The organism is Pseudomonas sp. S8, assembly GCF_050473925.1.
Classification (GTDB): Bacteria; Pseudomonadota; Gammaproteobacteria; order Pseudomonadales; family Pseudomonadaceae; genus Aquipseudomonas; species Aquipseudomonas parakoreensis.
Genome location: NZ_JBFDVZ010000016.1, coordinates 382,989 through 405,166, shown reverse-complemented (window position 1 = coordinate 405,166; position 22,178 = coordinate 382,989). Strand labels below are relative to the sequence as shown.

Annotated in this window: 32 protein-coding genes and 2 pseudogenes; 14 read left to right on the top strand and 20 right to left on the bottom strand. The window is 56.1% G+C overall.

From position 1 onward, the window contains the following. Positions 1 to 37 precede the first annotated feature (37 nt). Positions 38 to 988 carry a GlxA family transcriptional regulator gene (locus AB1J88_RS03310; RefSeq protein ID WP_047293323.1) on the bottom strand — a complete coding sequence of 317 codons (951 nt, stop codon included), beginning with the start codon at positions 986 to 988 and terminating at the stop codon, positions 38 to 40. 209 nt (positions 989 to 1,197) lie between these two features. On the opposite strand from AB1J88_RS03310, the gene AB1J88_RS03305 reads away from it, so the two are divergent. Continuing rightward, on the top strand, positions 1,198 to 1,920 hold the full coding sequence (locus AB1J88_RS03305) for a pirin family protein (protein ID WP_086793162.1): 723 nt from the start codon (positions 1,198 to 1,200) through the stop codon (positions 1,918 to 1,920). Between the two features lie 52 nt (positions 1,921 to 1,972). Here the strand turns inward: AB1J88_RS03305 and AB1J88_RS03300 are convergent, their stop codons facing one another. Continuing rightward, positions 1,973 to 2,470, bottom strand: a complete 498-nt coding sequence (locus tag AB1J88_RS03300) for a hypothetical protein (RefSeq protein WP_430290191.1) — start codon at positions 2,468 to 2,470, stop codon at positions 1,973 to 1,975. A gap of 179 nt (positions 2,471 to 2,649) precedes the next feature. After that, positions 2,650 to 3,525, bottom strand: coding sequence for a LysR family transcriptional regulator (locus tag AB1J88_RS03295; RefSeq protein WP_198758496.1), 876 nt, complete (start codon positions 3,523 to 3,525; stop codon positions 2,650 to 2,652). 110 nt (positions 3,526 to 3,635) lie between these two features. On the opposite strand from AB1J88_RS03295, the gene AB1J88_RS03290 reads away from it, so the two are divergent. The 3 genes from AB1J88_RS03290 (at position 3,636) to AB1J88_RS03280 (ending at position 6,940) form a co-directional block, all read left to right on the top strand. After that, positions 3,636 to 4,826, top strand: a complete 1,191-nt coding sequence (locus tag AB1J88_RS03290) for a YbfB/YjiJ family MFS transporter (protein WP_430290189.1) — start codon at positions 3,636 to 3,638, stop codon at positions 4,824 to 4,826. 61 nt (positions 4,827 to 4,887) lie between these two features. Next, complete coding sequence (locus tag AB1J88_RS03285; protein ID WP_430290188.1) at positions 4,888 to 5,886, top strand: NAD(P)H-quinone oxidoreductase; 999 nt, start codon at positions 4,888 to 4,890, stop codon at positions 5,884 to 5,886. Positions 5,887 to 5,995: 109 nt separating this feature from the next. Then, the gene (locus AB1J88_RS03280) at positions 5,996 to 6,940 is read left to right on the top strand and encodes an alpha/beta hydrolase (protein WP_430290187.1); all 945 of its coding nucleotides are present in this window, start codon (positions 5,996 to 5,998) and stop codon (positions 6,938 to 6,940) included. On the opposite strand, the gene AB1J88_RS03275 is transcribed toward AB1J88_RS03280, so the two are convergent. Beyond that, positions 6,937 to 8,748 (bottom strand): ABC transporter ATP-binding protein, encoded by a 1,812-nt coding sequence (locus tag AB1J88_RS03275; protein ID WP_430290186.1) that lies wholly within the window; start codon positions 8,746 to 8,748, stop codon positions 6,937 to 6,939. The two genes, AB1J88_RS03280 and AB1J88_RS03275, sit on opposite strands and share 4 nt — an antisense overlap. A gap of 203 nt (positions 8,749 to 8,951) precedes the next feature. Between AB1J88_RS03275 and AB1J88_RS03270 the strand changes: the two genes are divergently transcribed. Then, positions 8,952 to 9,365 (top strand): VOC family protein, encoded by a 414-nt coding sequence (locus tag AB1J88_RS03270; protein WP_430290185.1) that lies wholly within the window; start codon positions 8,952 to 8,954, stop codon positions 9,363 to 9,365. A 57-nt stretch (positions 9,366 to 9,422) separates the two neighbouring features. On the opposite strand, the gene AB1J88_RS03265 is transcribed toward AB1J88_RS03270, so the two are convergent. Further along, entirely contained in the window at positions 9,423 to 9,752 is a 330-nt protein-coding gene (locus AB1J88_RS03265; protein ID WP_041066178.1) for a hypothetical protein, read from the bottom strand. 166 nt (positions 9,753 to 9,918) lie between these two features. Between AB1J88_RS03265 and AB1J88_RS03260 the strand changes: the two genes are divergently transcribed. From AB1J88_RS03260 to AB1J88_RS03250, 3 genes are all read left to right on the top strand, one after another. After that, positions 9,919 to 10,194, top strand: a complete 276-nt coding sequence (locus AB1J88_RS03260; RefSeq protein WP_041066175.1) for a hypothetical protein — start codon at positions 9,919 to 9,921, stop codon at positions 10,192 to 10,194. Between the two features lie 70 nt (positions 10,195 to 10,264). After that, positions 10,265 to 10,468, top strand: a complete 204-nt coding sequence (locus AB1J88_RS03255) for a hypothetical protein (protein ID WP_041066334.1) — start codon at positions 10,265 to 10,267, stop codon at positions 10,466 to 10,468. A gap of 345 nt (positions 10,469 to 10,813) precedes the next feature. Beyond that, complete coding sequence (locus AB1J88_RS03250; protein WP_430290184.1) at positions 10,814 to 11,023, top strand: hypothetical protein; 210 nt, start codon at positions 10,814 to 10,816, stop codon at positions 11,021 to 11,023. A gap of 61 nt (positions 11,024 to 11,084) precedes the next feature. On the opposite strand, the gene AB1J88_RS03245 is transcribed toward AB1J88_RS03250, so the two are convergent. Continuing rightward, a complete protein-coding gene (locus AB1J88_RS03245; RefSeq protein WP_262949140.1) occupies positions 11,085 to 11,324 on the bottom strand; it encodes a hypothetical protein in 240 nt (79 codons plus the stop codon). 156 nt (positions 11,325 to 11,480) lie between these two features. On the opposite strand from AB1J88_RS03245, the gene AB1J88_RS03240 reads away from it, so the two are divergent. Beyond that, positions 11,481 to 11,861, top strand: coding sequence for a hypothetical protein (locus tag AB1J88_RS03240; protein WP_430290182.1), 381 nt, complete (start codon positions 11,481 to 11,483; stop codon positions 11,859 to 11,861). Positions 11,862 to 11,868: 7 nt separating this feature from the next. On the opposite strand, the gene AB1J88_RS03235 is transcribed toward AB1J88_RS03240, so the two are convergent. Continuing rightward, the gene (locus tag AB1J88_RS03235; protein ID WP_430290181.1) at positions 11,869 to 12,387 is read right to left on the bottom strand and encodes a lysis system i-spanin subunit Rz; all 519 of its coding nucleotides are present in this window, start codon (positions 12,385 to 12,387) and stop codon (positions 11,869 to 11,871) included. After that, a complete protein-coding gene (locus AB1J88_RS03230; protein ID WP_430290179.1) occupies positions 12,384 to 12,917 on the bottom strand; it encodes a glycoside hydrolase family 19 protein in 534 nt (177 codons plus the stop codon). Before AB1J88_RS03230 ends, AB1J88_RS03235 begins: the two co-directional genes overlap by 4 nt. Before the next feature lie 75 nt (positions 12,918 to 12,992). On the opposite strand from AB1J88_RS03230, the gene AB1J88_RS03225 reads away from it, so the two are divergent. After that, positions 12,993 to 14,612 carry an acyltransferase family protein gene (locus AB1J88_RS03225; RefSeq protein ID WP_430290178.1) on the top strand — a complete coding sequence of 540 codons (1,620 nt, stop codon included), beginning with the start codon at positions 12,993 to 12,995 and terminating at the stop codon, positions 14,610 to 14,612. A 204-nt stretch (positions 14,613 to 14,816) separates the two neighbouring features. Here AB1J88_RS03225 and AB1J88_RS03220 read toward each other — a convergent pair whose 3' ends face one another. Further along, on the bottom strand, positions 14,817 to 15,896 hold the full coding sequence (locus AB1J88_RS03220; RefSeq protein WP_430290177.1) for a tail fiber domain-containing protein: 1,080 nt from the start codon (positions 15,894 to 15,896) through the stop codon (positions 14,817 to 14,819). Between AB1J88_RS03220 and AB1J88_RS03215 the strand changes: the two genes are divergently transcribed. Further along, positions 15,895 to 16,119, top strand: coding sequence for a hypothetical protein (locus tag AB1J88_RS03215; protein WP_430290176.1), 225 nt, complete (start codon positions 15,895 to 15,897; stop codon positions 16,117 to 16,119). The two genes, AB1J88_RS03220 and AB1J88_RS03215, sit on opposite strands and share 2 nt — an antisense overlap. 3 nt (positions 16,120 to 16,122) lie before the next feature. Here the strand turns inward: AB1J88_RS03215 and AB1J88_RS03210 are convergent, their stop codons facing one another. Next, complete coding sequence (locus AB1J88_RS03210) at positions 16,123 to 16,722, bottom strand: hypothetical protein (RefSeq protein ID WP_430290175.1); 600 nt, start codon at positions 16,720 to 16,722, stop codon at positions 16,123 to 16,125. Between the two features lie 16 nt (positions 16,723 to 16,738). After that, a complete protein-coding gene (locus AB1J88_RS03205) occupies positions 16,739 to 17,374 on the bottom strand; it encodes a hypothetical protein (protein WP_430290174.1) in 636 nt (211 codons plus the stop codon). An 82-nt stretch (positions 17,375 to 17,456) separates the two neighbouring features. On the opposite strand from AB1J88_RS03205, the pseudogene AB1J88_RS03200 reads away from it, so the two are divergent. Next, positions 17,457 to 17,573 (top strand): annotated as a pseudogene (locus AB1J88_RS03200) (DUF2786 domain-containing protein); the annotation flags it as partial. A 153-nt stretch (positions 17,574 to 17,726) separates the two neighbouring features. Here AB1J88_RS03200 and AB1J88_RS03195 read toward each other — a convergent pair. The 9 genes and pseudogenes from AB1J88_RS03195 to AB1J88_RS03155 form a co-directional block, all read right to left on the bottom strand. Further along, on the bottom strand, positions 17,727 to 18,194 hold the full coding sequence (locus AB1J88_RS03195; protein WP_430290173.1) for a hypothetical protein: 468 nt from the start codon (positions 18,192 to 18,194) through the stop codon (positions 17,727 to 17,729). Between the two features lie 107 nt (positions 18,195 to 18,301). Next, the gene (locus AB1J88_RS03190; protein ID WP_430290172.1) at positions 18,302 to 18,556 is read right to left on the bottom strand and encodes a hypothetical protein; all 255 of its coding nucleotides are present in this window, start codon (positions 18,554 to 18,556) and stop codon (positions 18,302 to 18,304) included. Further along, positions 18,553 to 18,744 (bottom strand): hypothetical protein, encoded by a 192-nt coding sequence (locus AB1J88_RS03185; RefSeq protein ID WP_430290171.1) that lies wholly within the window; start codon positions 18,742 to 18,744, stop codon positions 18,553 to 18,555. The genes AB1J88_RS03190 and AB1J88_RS03185 overlap by 4 nt, the downstream gene beginning before the upstream one ends. After that, a complete protein-coding gene (locus tag AB1J88_RS03180) occupies positions 18,744 to 19,040 on the bottom strand; it encodes a hypothetical protein (protein WP_430290170.1) in 297 nt (98 codons plus the stop codon). The genes AB1J88_RS03185 and AB1J88_RS03180 overlap by 1 nt, the downstream gene beginning before the upstream one ends. Before the next feature lie 57 nt (positions 19,041 to 19,097). Continuing rightward, positions 19,098 to 19,415, bottom strand: coding sequence for a hypothetical protein (locus AB1J88_RS03175; RefSeq protein WP_121183970.1), 318 nt, complete (start codon positions 19,413 to 19,415; stop codon positions 19,098 to 19,100). After that, positions 19,415 to 19,786, bottom strand: coding sequence for a chemotaxis protein (locus tag AB1J88_RS03170; protein WP_121183968.1), 372 nt, complete (start codon positions 19,784 to 19,786; stop codon positions 19,415 to 19,417). Before AB1J88_RS03170 ends, AB1J88_RS03175 begins: the two co-directional genes overlap by 1 nt. 132 nt (positions 19,787 to 19,918) lie before the next feature. Then, positions 19,919 to 20,239 (bottom strand): hypothetical protein, encoded by a 321-nt coding sequence (locus AB1J88_RS03165; RefSeq protein ID WP_430290169.1) that lies wholly within the window; start codon positions 20,237 to 20,239, stop codon positions 19,919 to 19,921. A 156-nt stretch (positions 20,240 to 20,395) separates the two neighbouring features. Next, entirely contained in the window at positions 20,396 to 21,073 is a 678-nt protein-coding gene (locus AB1J88_RS03160; RefSeq protein ID WP_430290168.1) for a hypothetical protein, read from the bottom strand. Further along, a pseudogene (locus tag AB1J88_RS03155) lies at positions 21,070 to 21,348 on the bottom strand (recombination protein NinG); the annotation flags it as partial. The gene AB1J88_RS03160 and the pseudogene AB1J88_RS03155, both read right to left, overlap by 4 nt. Positions 21,349 to 21,463: 115 nt before the next feature. Here AB1J88_RS03155 and AB1J88_RS03150 point away from each other — a divergent pair. Beyond that, entirely contained in the window at positions 21,464 to 21,706 is a 243-nt protein-coding gene (locus AB1J88_RS03150) for a hypothetical protein (RefSeq protein ID WP_430290167.1), read from the top strand. Beyond that, positions 21,703 to 22,167: a hypothetical protein gene (locus AB1J88_RS03145; RefSeq protein WP_430290166.1), complete on the top strand. Its 465-nt coding sequence runs from the start codon at positions 21,703 to 21,705 to the stop codon at positions 22,165 to 22,167. The genes AB1J88_RS03150 and AB1J88_RS03145 overlap by 4 nt, the downstream gene beginning before the upstream one ends. Positions 22,168 to 22,178 lie beyond the last annotated feature (11 nt).

Sequence of the window (22,178 nt, the reverse complement as noted above, 5' to 3'; positions counted from 1 at the left end):
CACGGACATCCGGATGCACCGGACGGACACAACCGCTCTAGCTGAACTGTTCGCGGTATTGCGCCGGGGTCAGGCCGAGCTTTTCCGCAAACAGAAAACGCATATGGCGCACACTGCCGAAACCACTTTTGTAGGCCACGGTCTTCAACGGCAGCTCAGTGGTTTCCAGCAGATTACGCGCGCAATCGATCCGGGCGTTTTGCAAAAACTCCATCGGCGTCATGTTCACATCCCGCGCAAACAGCCGCGCAAAATGCCGGGTACTCATGTTTGCCAGCCCCGCCATGCGCTCGACGGTAAAGGCTTCGTCGAGATGCTCCAGCACATGGTTCTGCACCCGGGTGATCGCGGTTTCCTGTGGCGCCACTGCGGCCATCAACGGACTGAACTGTGCTTGCCCGCCCTGACGTTTCATCACCACCAGCAGCACCTTGGCCACGTCCTGAGCGAGCTTTTTCCCGTGATCCCGGGCGACCACGGCCAATGCCAGATCGATGCCGGCGGTCACGCCTCCCGAGGTAATCAGATTGCGGTCTTCGGTGTAAATCTGGTCGGTTTCCACCTGCGCCTTGGGGAACGCCTTGATCAGACGTTCGGTGTAGTTCCAGTGAGTGGTCACGCGATAACCGTCGAGCAGACCGGCATGCCCGAGCACAAACGCCCCGGTGCAGATCGAACCGTAGCAACCGGACTGCCCCACCGAGCGTTGCAACCAGGCAAGCAACGCCGGATGTTTTTCGTTATAGGCACCCGGTCCACCCGGCACCAGCAGCAAGTCGAAGGCCTGGGCCGGGTCGTCAATATGGCGGTCGGTCTGCACCTGCACACCATTGGACGCCCGCAGCATCCCGTGCTCGGTGCCCAAGGTGATCAGTTGGTAATGATCTTCAGGTTTCAAGTAGCGATTGGCGACCGAAAACACCTCCATGGGGCCGGCCATGTCGAGCAGGAGAAAGTCGGGGAACAGCACCATTGCCACGGTTTTCATGGGTGAACATCACTGAAATCAAGGGAAGGAACAGACCCGCATTATGGCCAAGTGCATGACATCCGGCGAAAAGAATGCGTGATCGACTCCACAAAACTGTCAACCTGAGCAGGACAGTATTTCAATTTCGATCTACTTATTGCCTCAGCCGATTAACAGTAACCTTCTCCTCACTCGGACGAATCAACGTCCTGCAAGGAGAATTCATCATGCTGACCCTTCGCAAAGCTTCCGACCGCGGCCTCGCCAATCATGGCTGGCTGAAGTCCTTCCACACCTTTTCCTTCGCCAGCTACCGGGATCCGCGCGAACAGGGTTTTTCCGACCTGCTGGTGATCAACGATGACCGCGTGGCGGCCGGCAAGGGTTTCGGCCAGCACCCGCACCGCGACATGGAGATCTTTTCCTACGTGCTTGAAGGTGCGCTGGAGCATAAGGACACCTTGGGCACCGGCTCGGTGATTCGCCCCGGTGACGTGCAACTGATGAGCGCCGGCAGTGGCGTGGCCCACAGCGAATTCAACCATTCGGCCACCCGGCCAGTGCACTTTCTGCAGATCTGGATCGTGCCGGAAGTGGCCGGTGCCAAGCCGCGCTACCAGCAGGAGCACTTCAGCGCGCAGAAAAAACGCGGTCGCCTGCAACTGATCATCTCGCCGGACGGCAGCGATGGTTCGCTGACAGTGCGCCAGGATGCGCGGGTTTACGCCGGGTTGTTCGATGGCAAGGAAAGCGCGACGCTGGAACTGCCCGCCAACCGTTACGCCTACGTGCATGTGGCGCGTGGCAGCGTTGAACTCAACGGCCAGTCGCTGCAGGAAGGTGACGGCGTGCGGGTTCGTGAGGAACAGGCGTTGACCCTGAGCAATGGCGTGGATGCCGAAGTACTGGTGTTTGACTTGCGTCCCCAAGAGCTGCCACAAATGCCATGAGGCAGGGGTTTCCAATGGCAACAAAAACGGCCTTCGATTGAAGGCCGTTTTTTTATTTTGGCAACACCGATGATGGCAACTCGGCAGACGTGGCAGACTTGGCAGCACCGACATCTTTGCCCGCCTGAACCGCCGCCAAGGTTGTTTGTATCGCTGCATACAGGTTGGCCTGACTGGCGAAATAGCCACCCACGACAATGCTGACCACACCAAACAAATGCACAGCCGTTGCCATCCAGACGTTGGCATTCACGGTACCCGCCTTTTTGAGCGCCTCTCTGGATTCGATGGCAATGCCTTGAATCATCGAGTCGTAGCGTTTATCCCGTTCGACCTGAATGCGCTCATTCGCCTTGTCTCGCTCTGCCTGGGAGCAAAGGAACTCTCGAATATCTGCGTGCACTCGCTCTACCCGAGCATCCATTCTTGCCTCGATGGTCTCGATCCTCGCGTTGAATTCTTCACGGCTGATAGCGTTCATGGCTTGTGTGTTACGACCCCTGTTCAATGTGTCAGTGCTTTGATATTGCTCGAATTCCCTGGTTTTCAATCCGATCCCTTCCTTGGGTTACCGATACCTGTTCTGGCGCATCACTCACACTGATTTCCTGGCGCTGCAAGTTGCATCAACAGTAGGGCTGACGCTCCAAGCCCACAAGCCGGCTGGTTCTGCTTTGAATGTAGGGCGTTTCGTCAGTCTATGTAGCTTGTCCAAAGCGCTTTGAGCCGTTACTCATTCTCCAGTGCAAACGCCTCGACAATCTGCTCAATCACCGCCCTGACACGTGCGGTGTGACGTAAATCCGCGTGGGTCACCAGCCAGACCTCATACGGTTGCGGGCGATTGCGTTCCGGCCAGAGCCTGACCAGGCCATCGCGCTCGCCCATGTAGACCGGAATCTCTCCTACGCCCAGACCAGCCGCAATCGAGCGGCGGACCAACAGACTGGAGCTCAGGCTGGCGACGATACGCCCGCGATGCAGCGGCTCGCACACCAGTGTCATGTCCTTGTGCGTCTGCAAATACGGTTGGTAGACCACCAGGTCATGGCCTTCGAACGCCGTACCCTGCGGCGGGATGCCATGGGCGTCGATATACGTCTGTGATGCGAACAATCCCACGGGCCAGCGCGCAATCCGCCGCGCGATCAGATCGGGATTGTCAGGCCGGGTATTACGCACAGCGATGTCCGCCTCGCGCTTGGCCAGGCTAAGGATCTGCGTGGAAGCGTCCAGTTGCACGCGCACGTCCGGGTGCTGCGCATGCAGGCGGCTAATGGCCGGGATCAGGAAGTCGATGGCCAGTGAATCGGTGGTGCTGACGCGTACGGTGCCGGTCAGACGATCATCCAGGCCCTGAATCTGCCGCTCAAGCGCCAGCGCCGACTGCTCCATTTTTTCCACGCTTTTGAGCGCGGCTTCGCCGACTGCGGTCAGTGCGTAGCCGTCGGACGTGCGCAGGAACAAGGTCGCGCTCAGGGATTTTTCCAGCGCCGTGATCCGTCGCCCGACGGTCGCCTGATCCACCCCCAGAACCCGCGCTGCGCCGCGTAAGGTCGACTCCCTGCATACCGCGAGAAATACCCGCGCATCATCCCAGTTCATGTTGTCCCACCCGATGCGAATTTGCATCACTATAAAGCCAAATCGCTGCATTACCGCAGCAAAGATAGCCGATATCCTGAGCGCCATAGACCTCCCTCAGGATTGCTGTCATGCGTACATCGACCTCCGCGTTACCGATTTTCTCGGGGCTATGCGCCAGCCTGGTCGGCATTGGTCTGGCGCGTTTTGCCTATACACCGCTTATTCCCTCGCTGATTCAGGCGCAGTGGTTTTCTGCCAACGACGTGGTGTACCTCGGCGCAGCCAATCTGGTCGGCTATTTGATCGGCGCCCTGCTCGGCCGGCCGCTAGCGCGGCAACTGGGCAATAAAAACGCCCTGCGACTGATGATGCTGCTGGTCACCGCGGCGTTTTTTGCCTGTGCATTTCCATTGTCGGTGAGCTGGTTCTTTGGCTGGCGGTTGCTGTCGGGGATTACCGGCGGTGCAATTATGGTGCTGGTGGCGGCGACTGTACTGCCCCATGTGCCGGCATCCCGCAGAGGGCTGGCCAGTGGTGCGATTTTTCTCGGTATCGGCCTGGGGATCGCAGCCTCCGGCACCCTCGTCCCGCCCTTGTTGAATATGGGCCTGCACGCCACCTGGTTGGGTCTGGGCGGATTGTCGCTGTTGCTGACCGCAATAAGCTGGTTTGGCTGGCCTGCTGATCTCCCGCACCCGACCGCCACTCACGCAGGCGCGACGGTTGAACCAACCCCCTCCGCCGTCTATTTGCTGTTCGGCCAATACGCATTCATGGCCGCAGGTCTGGTGCCGGCCATGGTTTTTCTGGTGGATTACGTCGCTCGTGGGCTCGGTGCCGGGGCGCAGATTGGTGCACTGGTTTGGGTGATGTATGGCCTGGGGGCAATCGTCGGCCCGATAAGTTACGGCTTTCTCGCGGATCGGCTTGGCGCGCAGATGGGGATTCGGCTGGTATTGCTGGTACAAGCGATTGCGCTGGGACTGCTGGCGGTTTCCCACTCCTTCATGGCGTTGGCCGTACTGGCAGTGATCATCGGTTCATTCCCGCCCGGCATCGTCCCGCTGGCCCTGGCTCGCGTGCATGAACTGGTGCCTGATCACCATCGCCAGCAAATCGCCTGGAGCCGCGCCACCGTTTCGTTTGCCACGTTTCAGGCGCTGGCCGGATTCGCCTATTCGGCGCTGTTCAATGCCACGGGCGGTCATCACGCAATGCTCTTCGTGATCGCCGCGGGGGCGATTGCCGTGGCGATCTTGTTGGAGCATGCCCTGAAATGGCTGCCCTCAGCGACTGAACCACGCGTCTGTGAAAATTGAAGGGAATCATTGCCTGCGGGCTGTGCTCCCATCTTCAGAACCTCAAGCAACAGGAATCGACATGACTTTGCCCAACGAAATGACCCGGATCGAAATCACTCAACCTGGTGGCCCCGAAGTCTTGCAAGCCAAGCGTGTGCCCCTGCCCGTCGCCGCAGCCGGTGAAGTGCTGATTCGCGTGCATGCCGCCGGGATCAATCGCCCCGACGCCCTGCAACGGGCAGGCAAGTACCCGATGAAGCCGGGCATGAATCCGATTCCCGGTCTGGAAGTGGCCGGCGAAGTGGTGACGCTGGGTGCCGGTGTCAGTCAGTTTGCCGTGGGGGACAAGGTTTGCGCGCTGACCAACGGCGGCGGTTACGCTGAATACTGCACGGTGCCGGCCGGGCAAACCTTGCCGATCCCCGAAGGTCTGGACTGGGTGCAGGCCGCCGCGATCCCCGAAACGTTCTTTACCGTGTGGGCCAACCTGTTCGGTCTCGGCAACGCCCAACGTGGTCAGCGCGTGCTGATCCACGGTGGCACCAGCGGCATCGGTACCACCGCACTAATGCTGTGCCGTGAATTCGGCATCGAAGCCTTCGCCACCGCCGGCAGTGCCGATAAATGCGCGGCAATCAGCAAACTGGGTGGGCAGCCGATCAATTATCGCGAACAGGATTTCGCCACGGTCATCGCCGAAAAAACTGCAGGCCAAGGGGTGAACGCGATTCTCGACATCATGGGCGCCTCGTACCTCAACGCAAATGTCAGCGCGCTGGCGATGGATGGCCGGCTGGTGATGCTGGGCTTTCTTGGTGGTGGCAAGGCCAACGACATCGACCTGCTGGGGATCATGGCCAAGCGTGCGGTGATCACTGGCTCATTGCTGCGAGCGCGTACCGCAGAGGAAAAGGCCGACATTGCCGAGCAACTGCGCGAACACGTGTGGCCGGCGCTGACCGCCGGACGCTGCTTGCCGATCATCGACAAGGTTTATTCGCTGAACGATGCGGCCCAGGCGCATGCGCGCATGGAAGGTGGCGACCACATCGGCAAAATCGTTCTGCGGGTGGATTGAGCTGCAGCATTTTGTAATCGTTGCGAGTAGACGGTGGTCGAAAAACTCACGCGCAGACCGAGCCTTCTGGTAAAAAGCCTTCTTTCTCTGCGCTGTGGTGAACCGTTTAATGTTCCTGTCCTTCATGACCCGTTTGCGTCGTCGCCGTCTGGCGTTCGCCTGCATGGCTGCGCTGATCATTGGCGTGCCGACGAGTTGTGCGGTGCTCGAACACACCGAGCGCAAACTGCTGTTTCGCATCGAACCGGGCACGGCCGGCTGGTATCACGGCTTGCCGGGCAGCGTACAGGAGCTCGACCTGCAGCCCAGGAGTTTCAAGGCCGGGCAGAATATTCATGCCTGGTGGTGGCCGGCGGAAAAAGCCAATGCACCGGCCATTCTCTATCTGCATGGCGTGCGCTGGAACCTCACCGGGCAGTTGTTCCGCATCGAACAATTGCGCGCGGCCGGCTACTCGGTACTGGCCATCGACTACCGCGGTTTCGGTCAGAGCAAGGGCGATCTGCCTTCGGAAAGCAGCGTGTACGAAGATGCCCGTGTGGCGTGGGAACGTTTCAAACTGCTGCAGCCAGACCCGAATAAACGCCTGATTTACGGTCACTCGCTAGGCGGTGCCGTGGCCATTGATCTGGCGGCAGAGCTCGGCCAGGACGCCGCGCGGGACCATACACCGCTACCGGTCAAGGGGCTGGTGATCGAGTCGACCTTCACCTCGCTCGCCGACGTGGCCGCCGCCGTGGCCAATACCTCGCTGCCGGTGCGCTGGCTGCTGTCGCAGAAATTCGACTCCATCGACAAGATCGCCGAGATTCACATGCCGCTGTTGGTGGTGCACGGCATGGCCGACGCGTTTGTGCCGCCACGCTTCAGCGAACAACTGTTCAACGCCGCCCGACAACCGAAACGACTGCTGCTGGTGCCAGGCGCAACCCACAACAACAGCATGGCGCTGGGCGGACAGAATTATCGCAAGGCGATCGATGCGCTGATGCAGTCCAGACCCGCGCCGCGCGTGGCCGGACCGGCAGTGGCCCGCAACGCACAGGATTCCTAGCGATAGCCGCGAGCCTGCAGATCGAACAGCCTGGCGTAGCGTCCATTGCCGGCAATCAGGCTGTCGTGACCGCCCTGCTCCAGTATCCGTCCGGCCTCCAGCACAATGATCTGATCGGCGTTGCGCACACTGGAAAAACGATGGGAAATCAGCAGGGTCATGCGCCCTTCGGTGTGCTGGCTGAAATGCTCGAACACTGCCGCTTCCGCTGCCGGATCCAGGGCCGAGGTCGGCTCGTCGAGAATCAGGATATCGGCATCGCGGCGCATGTAGGCCCGGGACAAGGCAATCTTCTGCCATTGCCCACCGGACAACTCCTGACCGCCAGCAAACCAGCGGCCCAACTGTGTGGCGTAGCCGCGGTCGAGCCCTTCAATGAACGGCGCAGCCATGCCTTCGGTAGCCGCAGCCTTCCAGCGAGATTCTTCATTGAACGCCAGGGTATCGCCAACGCCGATATTTTCACCCACAGTGAACTGATAGCGGATGTAGTCCTGGAAAATCACGCCGATGCGCCGGCGCAAAGTGGTCTCTTCCCAATCCTGCAAGTCACTGCCATCAAGCAGGATGCGCCCTTGATCCGGCCGATACAGGCGGGTCAGCAGTTTGATCAGGGTGGTCTTGCCTGAACCGTTCTCTCCCACCAGCGCCACGCTCCTGCCCGGCACCAGGTGCAGGTCGATGCCTTCCAGTGCCGCGCGATTGGCGCCCGGATAACGAAAACCAACGTTTTCAAAGCGCAGGCCATCACCCGGGTGCGCGCCGACGGTGAGATGACCGGAATCGGCCAGCACCGGTTCAGCCAGGTATTCGTAAAGGTTCGACAGGTACAAACCGTCTTCGTACAAACCGCTGATCGCACTCAGGCTGCTGCTGACCGCACTCTGCCCCTGCTTGAACAACACCAGGTACATGGTCATTTGGCCGAGACTGATATTGCCGTGCACGGCATCGATCACCACCCACGCATAAGCCAGGTAGAACGCTCCGGTGCCGAGCAAGCCGAGACCAAAACCCCAGCCATCGCGACGCAAGGTCAGGCGCCGATCCTCGGCATAGAGCTTGGCGAACGTGTCCCGATAACGCTGCAGCAGCAACGGCGCAAAGCCGAACAACTTGACCTCTTTGATATAGGCCTCGTGGGACAGCAAGGTTTCGATGTAATTTTGCTGCCGACTTTCCGGGGCCCGGCGGGTAAACAAGCGGAAAGCATCGCCGGAAAAATGTGCCTCGGCAAAGAACACCGGCAACGCGCCGATCACCAGCAACAGCAGTGCCCACGGCGAAAAGTGCACCAGCAGCACACCAAAGCTGATCAGCATGATGAGATTCTGGATCAGCCCCAGCGACTTCATCACCAACGCCAGCGGTCGAGTCGAGGCTTCGCGGCGTACGCGCACCAGCTTGTCGTAGAACTCGGAGTTCTCGAACTGCACCAGCGACAGGGTCTGGGCCTTTTCCAGAATCAGCGTGTTGACCTTCTGCCCCAACTGCACCCGCAGCAGCGACTGCTGGACCGACAATGCCCGTTGCGTGCCGGACAATAACGCCAATACCCCCGCTTCCAACAGGACATAACGCAACACCGGCCACAGCGGGGCATCGCCCTGCTGCGCGTGCAACTGCATCGCGGTCACCACCGCATCGACAATACGCTGCCCCAGCCACGCGGCCAGCGCCGGCAGCACACCGGCAATCAGGGTCGCCAGCACCAGCCCCAGAAACAACCCGCGTGATGTCGCCCAAACCAATAGCAAGGCGCGCCGGGCCTGATCGAACAGGGCGTTGAAGCGGGAAATCAAAGGCATGGCAGATCAAGCTCGACAGGTCGTACAGGGTGTCATGGTACTCCGCAGGGTTTATCCGTGCTGAAGCGAGCTGTTTTCAGAAGAAAAACATCTGGAAAAACTCCAGCCGTTGCGACGTCCAATGCTCTGCTATGTTTTTAACCGCCTGTCGCGGAACCTGGCGAAAATCGCCTCTCTCCGCGCCGACTGCCAGGAGCGCAACCATGCGAATCAATCCCTATCTGATCTTCAACGGCAACTGCCGCGAAGCCTTCACTTTTTACGAACAAGCCCTACAGGGCAAACTCGAAGCGATGATGACTTTCGGCGAAACACCCGCCGCCGCACATGTACCGAAAGAGCACCACAACCTGGTCATCCATACCTGCCTGAAAGTCGGCGACCAGATGATCATGGCCTCCGACACCACGCCCGACCGGCCAACCGGCGGCATGAGTGGTTGCTCGATCTCCCTCAACGTCGACAGCATCGCCGAAGCCGAGCGGGTGTTTGATGCGCTGGCCAAAGACGGTCGCGTCGACATGCCGCTGGAATCCACATTCTGGGCCGCCCGGTTCGGCATGCTGGTCGATCGGTTTGGCGTGTCGTGGATGGTCAATTGCGAGACTGACAAGTGACGCTGACGTTTCGTCAGGCATGAAAAAGCCCAACCGTTTCAGGTTGGGCTTTTGGGTTTATCGCTGGGCCAGCTCATGCCGCACGCATTGTTCGTAATAGGTCTGCTTGACTGCCGCCGGCTTGAGCTTCGAAGTGCTGTTGTAGGTCTGCTCGGTAATGCCCATCGCCGTCATGCGCATCCACGGTTGCTGGAACTTGCGCACCTGCAACTGCTTGCGCGCGCCATACAACGAGATCCCCGAGAGCTTCGACTGTTGCGCCCCGGCAGCGATATCCGAGCCCCAGGTACAGGCAAACCGGTGACTCTTGCTCAACTCCTTCGCTTCAATGGCCGAAGCAAAGGCAGCCAGGGAAAGCGTTGCAACGGTTATGACAATCGTCCGCATATAGCCAACCTAACCTTTTGAAAAAAGGCGAGTTTGCCGGGGAAGCTCAGACCTGGGGGCCAGCAAATTGCCGCATGCGCGCGAAGCCAGCCGTTCGTCCAATGAGCAGCACCTTGGTGCGCCTGGTGCCTCCAATGCGGTACACCCCTCACCCAAGGCCAGAAAAATGGACAACAAGATTGCAACCCTGATGCTTGCTAGCCTGATGCTGGCTGGCTCTGCCTTGACACTGGCAACCGAGAAAGCAGGATCGGCCGCACCGCCCACGGCCATCCCAGGCGTCAACCAATCCAGCAACACATCTGAATCAAACGAAGAAAAAGCCAACAAGAAAGGTGAAGAAGCCTCAGGTTCGAACTCGGGCGCAGAATCGAATGAAACCGAGAAAGACGCGGCAACTTCCAGCGACTCGGAAGATATTCAGCGCAAGCCAAAGCAGTAACCACTGGATTGACCGACAACGAACGTCGATCATGCTGGGCATCGCCAATCCCCTGCAGATGAATGAAAGTATGCCCAGCAAAGAAGCGCAAACCCAGGCACCCGCGACCGCCGCTGACATCGAACGCTCGATCCAGGCCCTGAACAAAATGGCGGAACGTTTATGGGGCGATGGCCGAGAGGCAGAAGCAAAGGCACTTCTGGATGCACTGGATGCATTAAACCGGGCCCTGGACCGGATCAGGATTGGTGAGAGCCGTAGGGTTCTGCACTGACGTGTGGCTTTTTGGCTGCGCACAGCATAGTCGTCCCGCAAAACTCACGCGCATGAAAAAGGCCAATGTCATCAACATTGGCCTAAGTCATTGAAATATATGGTCGGGACGGAGTGATTCGAACACTCGACCCCTAGCACCCCATGCTGGGGACTGTAGCGACATAAACTGTTGTTTTATATGAACAATAGCCTTTTTTAGCCATAGCAAAACATCCGTTTTTTTGTGATTATGCAAACGGAAACACGCTGCCTCCAGGGGAGGTTTTGCGCACCATCTCCACGGCGTTCTGCCGAAAGAACAATTCCCCCTGCTGCGCTGGTTTCGTCTACGGAGGAAACCAAAATGCCCAATTCCGATTTGCTCCCTTCCCTGCTCTTCAAGATCAACGAAAACCAGCTCGCCCTCGAAGCCGCCATCATGGAGCTGTCCAACTGGGTCGAGCAGCGTGGATCGGCAGATGTCGCTGAGAACATCCGCGGCGCACTTTGGACGATCGACAAGAACGAGGAGTTCATCAAAATGACCCTGGCGGTTTTGATGGCGCCAGAATGACCGTTATCGGCAGAAAGCCGCCGCCCGAAAAATCCGAATAAGGCGGCAGCAACCCGCGCCGTTAAATCTCCCCGCCAGCCTGCACTTCGATTTTAGTAATTCCAACCAGGCTGGCCTGCTCTAGGATCTCTCCAGCAGTCGAATCGGCTGTCGGCATGATCAAGCTATTCTCGCCATCTCCAAAATGTAGCTCGAGCAGATGCATAGCGGCATCTTGGACTGCGAGCTCAGATTGGTTCAGCTCAATCTCTTGTGTACGAGGCTCGCCGTTGAACAGGTATTGGATCGTGTAATTGCGCATGAGTTGCCCTCGATGAGTGGATACCTACAATCAACCTGACTCATAGGTCAGTTTTTAGTTCAAGTGGACGACTGACGCGCAACTCGTCGCCTCACTCTCGCTCACCTTTGCGCCTCGATTACTGTATATCCAAACAGTACAAAGCAAGGCGCCGCCGTGGATCCCTCCGATATCGAAAACACTGACGACTGGCTCGGCTGCCCGACGCCGCTCGAAACCTGCCGCCATCAGCTCGCCCTCTACGAAAATGAGTTTGAGGAACTGAACCTACAACTTCGCCAAGCCAGGGAACGGATATTCAAGCTCGTCGAGATGCACGCCGAGATCAGCAAGGAGTGCGACTACCTTCGGTCGCAACTGAGCGCAGCCAAGGCTGAAGCCGCGGAGGCGAACAGTCGCGCCAGCGACATCGAAACTCGGAGCAACTGGGAACTGATGTCGAAGAATAGGCACATCAGCGAACTGAACGCGGAGGTCTTGGCCTTACAGGGCAAAAGCGTATTTCAAAAATCACCTGCCCCAACAGCGCTGGACTGAGCGCGCTCTATTCGAGATGCATCGTCGTCAGCGTCCGGATATAGGCCTGGCAAGCCTGCAGCGCAATCAGCCCCCGGTCGCCGGTGTCGGTGATGGCGATAATTCGTTGAGCATGCGCCGGGTCAAGTCGGGCTCGTACGGCTGCATGATCCACGCCGCCGGCGCCGGTGGAGGCTGGCACCCCACAGCCTTTGGCAGGGTCGCTTGCGTCGAGGAGGACTGACAGCCGCAGATCAGAAGTGGCAAGGCGATCGCGCAGGCGATCCTGGTTCTTTTGAGCATCGGTCATTTTCTCGAAGTGGGTTTGTTCACTGGCCGCCAGCCGCTGCTCGAGCGCGAGACGTTTGTCCTGCTCGGCCTGCTGCGCGGTCGCCGCGGCCTGAGTCAGTTGATTGAGGGTTTCTGCGTGCAGCCGCGCTTGCTCGGCAAACTGCTTGCCGTAGCGCCAGTCCTGAAACTGCCAGGCGCTGCCAGCGCCGGTCAGCACCAGCGTCAGCGCGCCAATCATTCGCCACGGAACGGTCACGCCAGCACCTCCCGCGCCTTCTCCCACAGAGCAAGGCGATCCGCCAGCCCGTTCAGCCCGCCGTTGATACGCCGGGTGATGGTGTTGAACTGATCGCGATCGGCCAAATCGTTCAGCCCCTTCTGTTTCCAGAACCACGCCGCCGACATCGCGGCGTTCTGGGGCAGCTCGAGCAGTTCAGGCTGATTGATCAGGTCGAGCCCCAGAGCCTCGCCGCACTTTGCGTAGTTGGCTCGACCGGTGATTTGGATCAGGCCGCGCCCACAATACTTTCGGCCGTCACCAGGCACAGTGTTGCCCAGGTCTTCACGCCCCTCATACCCGCGCTGGGCAGCGGTCGGCCCCCAGATCTCACGGACGTAGAGCAGCTGGCCAGACTCATGTCCGATCTGCGCAATGAAGGCGGCCGCGCGCTTCGAGCCAACGATCTGGTAATGCTGCATAGCGGTGTTCAGTGCGGAAACAAAAACGCCCGCTTGAGTGCGGGCGTTCGGAAGCATCATTAGAAGTTGTTGCTGGGTTAGCGGCATAATGCCTCCAAAAAAAATGACCAATAGTAAATTTCTATATATTATCCGCGAAATTTTTTTCTAAGGATTAGGACGTTGGACAAGGCGAAACGGCTGGACTCGCTCACTTCTCTAAGATTTTTCGCTGCTGCCGCGATCGTTGCACTCCATGCAAGCCAGTCATTCGGTATGTTCGATATAGCGAAGTATTTCCCGGCATCACAAGCAGTATCATTTTTCTTTGTATTGAGCGGGTTCATTCTGTCTTACGCATACCAAAGCCTTGATTCAAGCCAAAAAATCCAACGATTTTTCGTTGCAAGATTTGCTAGAGTCTGGCCATTACATGCAGTCACAACTTTAATATGGATTGCAATGCTTGGATATTGGAATCCCGAGGGGATACTCTACAAGGACGGAATCCCAAAACTTATTGCAAACATCTTTTTATTGCAGGCTTGGATACCATTACAAGATTGGCAAACATCATTAAATGGTGTGTCATGGAGTATTTCTGTAGAGTTTTTCTTCTACGCCATGTTCCCACTAATAATATCTTTATTTCACAAGCAATGGCACTTGATCATATCCGCCATAGCTTTAGTAACGATTGCTGTGATTGCTAGCTGCCACCTCACATCTAGCACATCGGAAATCCAACCAACAAATCTTCTTTACTTTTTCCCAGCAACAAGGCTCTTGGAGTTCGTCGCAGGAATAAGCGCATTCCACTTAGCCAAACATCTGAAATCACCTAATATTAATTTTACAGCATCGCAATTGACCATACTTGAAATTGCTGCATTAACAACAGTCGCAATCACAATGCTGATGACTAGAAGTTTTGGGGTCCCAGCTGTACTTGGACCACATGCAGCTACGTATATAAAGATATCTGGTTCGTTTCCAGCCTTCGCCGTTATGATAATTGTATTTTCATTTGGTGGCGGAGCCATTTCTAAAATATTAACGTTTCAACCGCTCGTTTTTTTGGGTGAAGCCAGCTTCGCTTTGTATCTATGCCACTATCCAACCCTTTATTTCATAGAGCACAACCCAGACATCTTTCCAAGCCAAGAGGTTCGGTATTTTTCCGCATGGGCAATATCCATCTCTCTATCTTGCGTCCTGTTAATTCTGGTCGAACGGCCGGCCAGAAGAGCAATAATGCACACACACATGCGCATCCATTCAAGAACAAGCAAAAAGCAATTAATTAATCCCCTAACATTGGCTGCCTGTGCAATTTTAACTTGCATATCGGTTGTTGGGTTTTCTTTTTATCGAGAGTTTAACCCTCAGACAATTTACTTATCTGACAGTAACAATATTGCACGCTTTGAGTACGGACCAGAAATTCACCGCATCAGAATACTTAAAAAATACTCCGATTACTCAATTCTAGAAATAGAGACAACAAACAAGAGCGAGAAAACTGGCGTTCAACTTGCCGTCCATCTTAATAACGAGTCAGGAAGGATAGAAAAGAACCTTATTCCTTCGACCATCAAAAGAACATTTTCGGATGAAACATCAACAGTTTCTCTGGTAGTTAACAACAAAGATCTAGAGATAACCAAAACTATTGCGCTGGCAGCTTACTATGAGGGCGCACCTTTATTGAGAGTCCAGTCTGTTAAAACAGACTGGGGTGAACGGAGAGCTGTATTTGAACTTGAAAAAGATGAGAATACTTCTCAGAAACTGGTGCAATAGGCCAGACGAGAAATATTTTCAAATAAACGCCATAAGTCTGGATCTCACTTGGCCGCATTAGACCTACAGTGCGGCTAATTGAGAACTCAACGCCACAGCCCGCTGTTCAAGCGTCTCGAGCGCTGACCGCTCGGCTGTGGCCTGCCCAATAGTTGGATCAGCGATCACAAGCACACGCAGTGGTCTGGCACTATAACGGTCGTTCTATTGCGCGTTCGACTTCAGCTCTTCAATTTCAGCCTTCAAGGTTTTGATTGCCGAAACCAGGTATGGAATCAGCCCCGTGTAATTAACACGCCAAATGTCCTGCTCATTTTCCGAATCCGCTGGAGTGACCAGCAACGGCGTGACATCAAAGAGCTCCTGAGCGATTACACCGACTTCGTGATGCGGATAGTCCTCCGAGTCGAGGAAGTCCCGACGGTCGAACTCGACAGGGCGGATCTGCATTATTCGCTCAAGACCATCAAGGATCTCGACATCGTTCTTTTTCAGTCTCCGGTCGGAACCCTGTGAAACCGCGCCCGGTACGTTCAGATTTCCTGAGTAGGTGTAGTACATAGCAGGGCCACCAACGGTGTTCGTTGAGTTGACAGATCGCCATGTAAACCCCCCATTATCACCACCTTGATTACATATAAAATCAGCAGTACCTGACGCTCCCGGAACAATTCCGGTATTCCACATAAGCCACATGCCCTGGGAATTTGGGGCGTTAGAGCCACCGACTCTTGCAGAGGCAAGACCGGTCAAATTTACGATATCGGTGTTGTTTCCCGACGAAGCCGCTCCAAGATTTGCGCGAGCGGAAGCTGCGTTGTTTGCAGCGGTCCCACCCTGCGCGACGGTGATAGCTTTCGTTAACCCATTCAGCTCTGTGATGTCACCGTTCGCGCCCTTCAATGCACGACCGGTTATTTGCGCCTGAAGCTTCCCGAGTGCTGAAAGAACAGTGTCGGTCGTAGCAATCACTGTCGAGCTGGCCGTGCTCAATGCGGTCAGCACTGACTGCAGCACTCTGGCCCCGGTGAAATATTTATTCGTCGCCCCCTCCGGTACAACGTCTGTATTCAGGGTGGCCGATCCGGTCCCCCCTTTTTCAACCGGCAGGACTTCGTAGTTGCCGGTGGTGCCGAGCGCTGCCAGCTTTTCGCCGTAGTCGTTCAGGATGGCTCGCACCTGGTCGGACAGATCCTTCTGATATCCCTGCACCGGCATTATTGAGTAGAAGCCGCCGGCGGCCGTCGGGCCATCGTAGTTTGGCGAGATCGACAAGCGGATCATGGCCGCCCACGGCATCAACAACCAGCAGGAAGTTTACCAACTGCTGCTGATGAACCTGATCGCCGCCGACTTCGAGACCCAAGCTCAGATGCTCAAGTGTGTCACGACACCTTTTGTAGTTACTGAAAAGGTGTCGCGCATTATTCAGGCCGCCGGCTTGAAGTCGCTCGCCGACGATCCGCCAGAGTCAGAAGACGAAATAGAGCATCCACATCGATATTAATTTTCACTCCATTTTTTTTGCTCGCTCCCATTCTGTTTTTAAAATCCTTTGAGTCAACAAAACTATTTCCTCACAAGCTTTTATAGCACCGCCGTTCGCACTGCTGGCTTTCGATAGAGCAAACCGCACTGAGGTCATAAGCTCTTGAAATGCCGGCTCATCTGGATTTGACAAAAGTTGTATTTTTGCGCATAGAGAAAGTGCAGACAACATTAATTTGCGATTCTCTTCAGCCCACGCAGCAACCAAGTTTGCGGCTGCCGATTGATCGTGAGCATCAACCTTCGCGATAAAGACCGAATGTACTTCTTTACTTTCGGCATGAGTCTGCAAAAGACCAATAGTTGCCACGTGCTCGGCGCAAGTTTCGCGCAATTCATTTATCCAGCTTTGACGACTACCCTTTAACGCGACCGCTCGCGCCAACTTTTCTTGACTGATCAAAGATCTCTTGTAAGTTGCCAGAGAAACCCAAGAACCTGCTATCACGGCGACGATAGTTAATACAAAACCGAACACTACCGTCCAATCAGTTCCGGTATCCACAACAGCTTTTATCTCTGGAATTCTCTTAAGCGTCACCACCATATTTTCAATCGTCACCATTTCACCCCAGATTCTAAATTTTACTTCTAAGCATACTTTTTATTGCTTCCATTGTTTTTGTGAATTTTTCTTTCGCTTCCTCATTACAAGCATTGAATACCTTTTCAAACTCGTTCGCTTGACCTTTAATCATGAGCCTCTCATGAGCATCTTGAATCTCAAGTGGCCTTATCTGAAATAGCTGTAGGTAAACATATGGCGGCCCCGGAAAATTTTCCTCCTCCTCAGAGGTAATGAACGCCACTGCAGTGTCCCAAGCTTTTTGATAAACCGATAACGCCGACAATAGCTCCACCCGTTTTTTCTCTACTTTGGAAATCAAATCAGGGTCATCTGCTCCATCGTTAGCCTGCTGATATTTTAAAATCTCTGCTATTGCCAAAAGATATCCTCGATACAAATGAAGATCAGTGATTGCGTCTTTCACTGACTTCAATGCCGAAAATCTCTCAGCATGCCGAAACTGATTCCGCCAATCTCTTAACGTGAAGATGGCGATCATCGCTGCAATGGTCGTCGCCAGAAAACTAACGCACTCCAACCAGTCCTTCAGTTTTAAAAAATCACCAAAGGCGGGCCGCCAAGCAACGCCGGCCATGAATAGGCCGATACCAATAACAGAAAATAAAACCAAATCACTACGCTTCATGCTTTTAAGCATCCTTCAGTCCATTCCGGGCCGACACAAATACCCCACTTCTACGAATCACGCCAGCCGGCGAGGATCCCCTATGTCCGCACAACAGATCGACGAAAAGAAACTCGAGCGCGCGATCCGCAAGATCAAGCACTGTCTCGCACTGGCACAAAGCGCGAACGAGAACGAAGCCGCCACGGCGTTGCGCCAGCCACTCCCACACCTCGGGCGCAGGGATCAGGCGGGTGCCAAAACTGGACAGGTCAGACGACTCTGCGAATGACGCCGGCGGCGTTGGCCTGTCCATGCAATCCTCCAAAATACGAAACCCCGCACTTGGCGGGGTTAGTTTGCATACTATTGACTACTGAAACTTTGGCGTGATGCCAATTCGATATAGTAAGGATCTCGCGACAGCCGTAATTGCTGTTCCTCGCTGATTGATTGCTTGAGCATCAATTTCAATGCTGCCCTCATCACCCAAAAGCACGATACCGTACTTATTGATTTTAAGGGCCCAGATAGGAATCCATGCTTCCAGACCAGCATCGGATATTACGTTCTTTTCGAAAACATATCGGCCGATTATGTCTTGGCCGATTATCTGTACATCGAGACTTCCTCGGGCGTTGCCCAGTGGAGATTTAACTTGAGAATCAAGGCCTTCTCCAAACGAGAATTCGACCCCGAATTTTGCTTGCAAGCCCGGAACTTCGAAAGCCTTCTTAAGCCCATCCAACAATTGACCGCAAAAAATCTTCAGCGCATACGAGACGTTGACTGTCTCTTCGACAATCATCTGATCATTCAGCCCTACAGGTTCGAATTTCATGACATGCCCCATCCAGATTGGATAGGCAGTATGCCAGTAGGGGCGGCCAGCGAACCACTATTGCACCCGACGAGAAGGATGTCGGGTGCACTCACCCTGCGGCGCGCCTACCCTTCCCCGCCATCTAGCAGCACATCAATCAGCTTCTGCTCACCCAGTCGCATGGCGCCCAGGCACTGCAGGTCGTCGCACTTTGGTCCGAGACCGAACACCGTCACTTCGCCTTTCGGCCCCATGAGGGTCAACGCACCTACCGTGCACTCCGGATGAACACCTGCATCAAGGTCATCAGCGATCTTGCGCAGCGTCTTGGCGGCGTCGCGCCAGCCCTCACGCTTGAGCTCAACGAGCTTTGCATTCATGCCTTCACCATGTTGTGGGTCTGTACGTGGGCGTGCCCGTGCAGCTCGGCGACGATCAGGCCCTGAGGCAGACCGGCAGCCTTGGCAGCGTCGATGGCCTTGGCGATCGCTCTATCCAGCTCGGTTAGGACCTTGTTGACATCTTGGCTGAGCGGCAGCGCGTGGCGCAGGCGGGTGACGTTGGCCATTAGGCTGCCTCGTAAGTCGCCTCGAAGATCTCTGGCTTGCATGGGTAGAACTCGCCCGCAACGCCGCGAATAACCCAATCCCCAGAGTTCACGACCATCAGGCCTTCAAGCGTATTGATCTTCAGCACTGGATAATCAAACCCCTCCGGGTGCCGAGGTGAACAACTCCCCACCACAGTATCCATCAGGGCCGGCGTTGAGCTGCCCTTGGCCCACTCAATGATCTCGCGGTTACTGTCTTGGGTGCCGTCATACCGAATGGCGTCAATCACAACAGGCTTCTTGCGGAATTTCATGGCTCTCTCCTTTTGGTGTCGCGACACAATTTGCTGATTCGCGAAACGTGTCGCGACTTACTGACTTACCCTATCCACCGCTTCTAGCGCCTTGTCCGCCGCCTGCGTGGCAGTGGTTGCAGCCTTCGAAGCCTTCTCTGCAGCTGTTCCAGTCTTCCGGGTCAATTCGTCCAGGCGCTGATCCCGCTCATTCATGGCGGTGGCGTACGCGCTGCGTATCTCCTCGACCTGCTTCGCCTGCTTCTCGGCAAGCGACCAGTAGCAGGCCTGATAACCCAGCACCGTGCCGCCGGCGACCAGCACAATGGCGATCGCCCAAACTTCTGCCCGGCGCCACCAGCGGCGAGCAATGAATTCCATCGCGCATCTGTCCATCACACAGCACCTCCGAGCTTGTTCCGCAGGCGGGTGATCTCGTCGCTCTGCAGGGTCACTCGCTCCGTGAGCTGGGCGACCTGACTGGTCAGCGCTTCAATTTTCCCTTCCATGCGGCCAACCGAGGCGGCCAGGTCGTTGCGCTCTTTCGCGAACTGATCGGCACGGGCCTCCGCTTCCTTCCGGGCAGTGCGCTCCGAATCTAGCAGTTCATTGAGGCGGCGGACGGTGCCGATATCGGCGTTGTCCATTGCCCGGTCAGCGGCATCCTTCGATAGGAATTTCCGCAACCACAGCAGCCCGCCGAGTATCACCGTGGCACTACCGCCCAGCCAGGTAGCTGTGCCTGGGCCGAGGTCAGTAGGATCCATCGTCGCTCCATGAATAATTGGCCCCACTGCACTCCCAGCTCGGAGCAATGGGTGTGGGGAGCCGAAAACAAAAAAGCCCCAGCGTATGCTGAGGCTATAAATGGGTGAACTTCTATGATTTATGCGAGAAGCTTAAAGCGTCTTTCCAGAATTAGAAGATTTGTTTTGAGCAATTGAATCCAATCGCTGCTCCAGCTTTCGCCTCAAGGTTGCAACGTCAGCCAGAACTTGCTTCCTGCGAGGCTCTTTCCCAGCTTCAACCTCTGCTTTGATTTGGAGTAAGTGTGCAACTGCGTCCTTAATATCCAGGTAGATGGCCTGAACTTTCCCGTTGAAGACTACCGCCCAGAACGGCCCAGGAACCTCTTTCTGCGGTTCATAAGCCTTGGCCAGCGGAACAAACTCGCTTGGCAATTCTGAGAACTGGAATTCTGCAACTGCAAAATCGTACATCTTTCACATCCGGATCAAAGGGCGGACGGTCATTCTCACAGATTCCAAACCTACAAAAAACCCGGCGCGGCGGCCGGGTTTCGAGGTAGTCGTGCGCTGGAGGTAAGTTGCGCAGTGTGGGAAAAGTACATCAAATTCCCCACCATGGCAACACCTTTATGCCGCATCCTCTGAATTTTCTGCGTGAATAACCTGCCACACAGGTTTTTGAGCCTGAATATCCACTTCCGCAATGGCCGTTCGCAGGAAATTCCAGATGTCGAGCCAATCGCGATCCCAGTGCTTGGGCTGGATAGCGATCCCGTACAGCTTCATCATGGCGTCAGACACTCGAGCAGGGCCCCACGCATCACCGCCGTTCGCCTCAGCCTTGTAGGACTGCAGAGCGCAGGTGATCAGGCAATGCACCTTCGATGCCTTGGCATCCGTCAGCGCAGAAAAGTCCACATCGTTCCAGACCAGCTTCTCGGCGTTGAGCATATGAACGACGGTCATGCATGGGTGGTAGAGGTAGTGCCCTAGCTGCTGCACCTGAAATGGCAGCGACTCGATTGCCTTCTGCACTTTCCCCATGGTCACCAGGTGGGCGGCTCGATGTGTCGAACGGCCAATAGGCGTGCGGCGTGTCTCGGCGATGTGGATCTTCTGGCGCACAGCCATGATGCGCTCTTCCTTGTCCTCGCCCTGGGCGGCAAAGATGACCTCTCGAAGCGCGGCCTTTTCCTTCCGGACGACAGTCGCGGATTTTGCCCGGTCAGCCGCTGCCGCACTGATTGAGGCGTTCGACTCATGCTGTGCGTCTGTCCACGCTTGGCGTGCGTTGATCAATTTCATGCTGCCTGCCCCTTTTTCAGTTCGCGGGTCTTGGCTCGATATTCGGCCTTGATGGTTTTGATTTCTTCGACGGTGAGCTTCTGGGGCTGATGAGGCCCTTCGATCCAAGCCACCTTGTCGGCACCGATACGCTGCACCAGCCGGATGCGGTACTCGACCGCGTTGCCGGACAGGTTGCGGTTGCACTTCACGCACTGGCGGTGGATGTTCAACGGTTCGAATCGCAGCTCCGGACAGGCACCAACGGATCGGTAGTGCCCAGCGTCCCAGCGGCTACGGCCAAGCCCCTATTTCGGTGCTGACCGTGGATTGGGAAAAGCTTGATGCTCTGGTGGCCGCTCAAGGCACCAAATTCAGCATGGCCGGCGTGAGGCTGGTCAAGGTGGCGGCATGATCAGCAACCACCTCAATCTGGTGGAGCAACACCGGCCAGATGCTGAGGCGATCTCTGAACGAGTCGCCCAGTTCCTGGCCGCCGGCGGACAGATCGACCAACTGAAAAGTCCGCCGCGCAATCCGCTGCCTCCGCCCCGCTCCAACAAAATAGACCCTGAAACGGTCCTCAAGCGCCGGCCGAAGCCGATATCGGCCGCCGACCGCAAGGCGCTGCGCAAAATGGCGGACTCGCTATGAAGTCGAAACGCAAATCCAACAACGGTTTCGCCCGGGCCGAACGCAGTTGCCGGGCGCTGCTGCGAACCAACCACGTCGCGGTGGTGAACATCGACCCCAGCGGAAGCCAGATCATGGCGAACTGGAAGAGCTGCCGGCAGATCCGAAGTCTGGCGATCGCCAACGCGATATTCGACTTCTCCTACCGCTGGACGATCTATATCGGCGCCATGTGTCGCGACGAGCGCGGCGCCGAGTACATCAAATCGGTCGAGATCTCGCCGGAGGGCATCTACAAGGTCGAGCGCTTGACCGATGCCATCGAGCATTACTACATGGAGCTGCGCAACAGCGCGAACCCGAACCATCTGGTGGCCTCGGGCTGGATCGCCATTCCCGACGAGATATCGATGGACGAAGCACAAGCCGCGAAGCTGTTCTACGCCGCCGGCGCCTGGCATCAGGTGAAGGTTGCAGCGTGAGACGAACCATC

Bases quoted from the DNA above. Each gene is read 5' to 3' on its own strand.
- AB1J88_RS03310 (WP_047293323.1), bottom strand. From the start codon at position 988: ATGAAAACCGTGGCAATGGTGCTGTTCCCCGACTTTCTCCTGCTCGAC.
- AB1J88_RS03305 (WP_086793162.1), top strand. From the start codon at position 1,198: ATGCTGACCCTTCGCAAAGCTTCCGACCGCGGCCTCGCCAATCATGGC.
- AB1J88_RS03295 (WP_198758496.1), bottom strand. From the start codon at position 3,525: ATGAACTGGGATGATGCGCGGGTATTTCTCGCGGTATGCAGGGAGTCG.
- AB1J88_RS03290 (WP_430290189.1), top strand. From the start codon at position 3,636: ATGCGTACATCGACCTCCGCGTTACCGATTTTCTCGGGGCTATGCGCC.
- AB1J88_RS03285 (WP_430290188.1), top strand. From the start codon at position 4,888: ATGACTTTGCCCAACGAAATGACCCGGATCGAAATCACTCAACCTGGT.
- AB1J88_RS03280 (WP_430290187.1), top strand. From the start codon at position 5,996: ATGTTCCTGTCCTTCATGACCCGTTTGCGTCGTCGCCGTCTGGCGTTC.
- AB1J88_RS03275 (WP_430290186.1), bottom strand. From the start codon at position 8,748: ATGCCTTTGATTTCCCGCTTCAACGCCCTGTTCGATCAGGCCCGGCGC.
- AB1J88_RS03270 (WP_430290185.1), top strand. From the start codon at position 8,952: ATGCGAATCAATCCCTATCTGATCTTCAACGGCAACTGCCGCGAAGCC.
- AB1J88_RS03265 (WP_041066178.1), bottom strand. From the start codon at position 9,752: ATGCGGACGATTGTCATAACCGTTGCAACGCTTTCCCTGGCTGCCTTT.
- AB1J88_RS03260 (WP_041066175.1), top strand. From the start codon at position 9,919: ATGGACAACAAGATTGCAACCCTGATGCTTGCTAGCCTGATGCTGGCT.
- AB1J88_RS03255 (WP_041066334.1), top strand. From the start codon at position 10,265: ATGCCCAGCAAAGAAGCGCAAACCCAGGCACCCGCGACCGCCGCTGAC.
- AB1J88_RS03250 (WP_430290184.1), top strand. From the start codon at position 10,814: ATGCCCAATTCCGATTTGCTCCCTTCCCTGCTCTTCAAGATCAACGAA.
- AB1J88_RS03245 (WP_262949140.1), bottom strand. From the start codon at position 11,324: ATGCGCAATTACACGATCCAATACCTGTTCAACGGCGAGCCTCGTACA.
- AB1J88_RS03230 (WP_430290179.1), bottom strand. From the start codon at position 12,917: ATGCCGCTAACCCAGCAACAACTTCTAATGATGCTTCCGAACGCCCGC.
- AB1J88_RS03215 (WP_430290176.1), top strand. From the start codon at position 15,895: ATGGCCGCCCACGGCATCAACAACCAGCAGGAAGTTTACCAACTGCTG.
- AB1J88_RS03220 (WP_430290177.1), bottom strand. From the start codon at position 15,896: ATGATCCGCTTGTCGATCTCGCCAAACTACGATGGCCCGACGGCCGCC.
- AB1J88_RS03205 (WP_430290174.1), bottom strand. From the start codon at position 17,374: ATGAAGCGTAGTGATTTGGTTTTATTTTCTGTTATTGGTATCGGCCTA.
- AB1J88_RS03195 (WP_430290173.1), bottom strand. From the start codon at position 18,194: ATGAAATTCGAACCTGTAGGGCTGAATGATCAGATGATTGTCGAAGAG.
- AB1J88_RS03190 (WP_430290172.1), bottom strand. From the start codon at position 18,556: ATGAATGCAAAGCTCGTTGAGCTCAAGCGTGAGGGCTGGCGCGACGCC.
- AB1J88_RS03185 (WP_430290171.1), bottom strand. From the start codon at position 18,744: ATGGCCAACGTCACCCGCCTGCGCCACGCGCTGCCGCTCAGCCAAGAT.
- AB1J88_RS03180 (WP_430290170.1), bottom strand. From the start codon at position 19,040: ATGAAATTCCGCAAGAAGCCTGTTGTGATTGACGCCATTCGGTATGAC.
- AB1J88_RS03175 (WP_121183970.1), bottom strand. From the start codon at position 19,415: ATGGACAGATGCGCGATGGAATTCATTGCTCGCCGCTGGTGGCGCCGG.
- AB1J88_RS03170 (WP_121183968.1), bottom strand. From the start codon at position 19,786: ATGGATCCTACTGACCTCGGCCCAGGCACAGCTACCTGGCTGGGCGGT.
- AB1J88_RS03165 (WP_430290169.1), bottom strand. From the start codon at position 20,239: ATGTACGATTTTGCAGTTGCAGAATTCCAGTTCTCAGAATTGCCAAGC.
- AB1J88_RS03160 (WP_430290168.1), bottom strand. From the start codon at position 21,073: ATGAAATTGATCAACGCACGCCAAGCGTGGACAGACGCACAGCATGAG.
- AB1J88_RS03150 (WP_430290167.1), top strand. From the start codon at position 21,464: ATGATCAGCAACCACCTCAATCTGGTGGAGCAACACCGGCCAGATGCT.
- AB1J88_RS03145 (WP_430290166.1), top strand. From the start codon at position 21,703: ATGAAGTCGAAACGCAAATCCAACAACGGTTTCGCCCGGGCCGAACGC.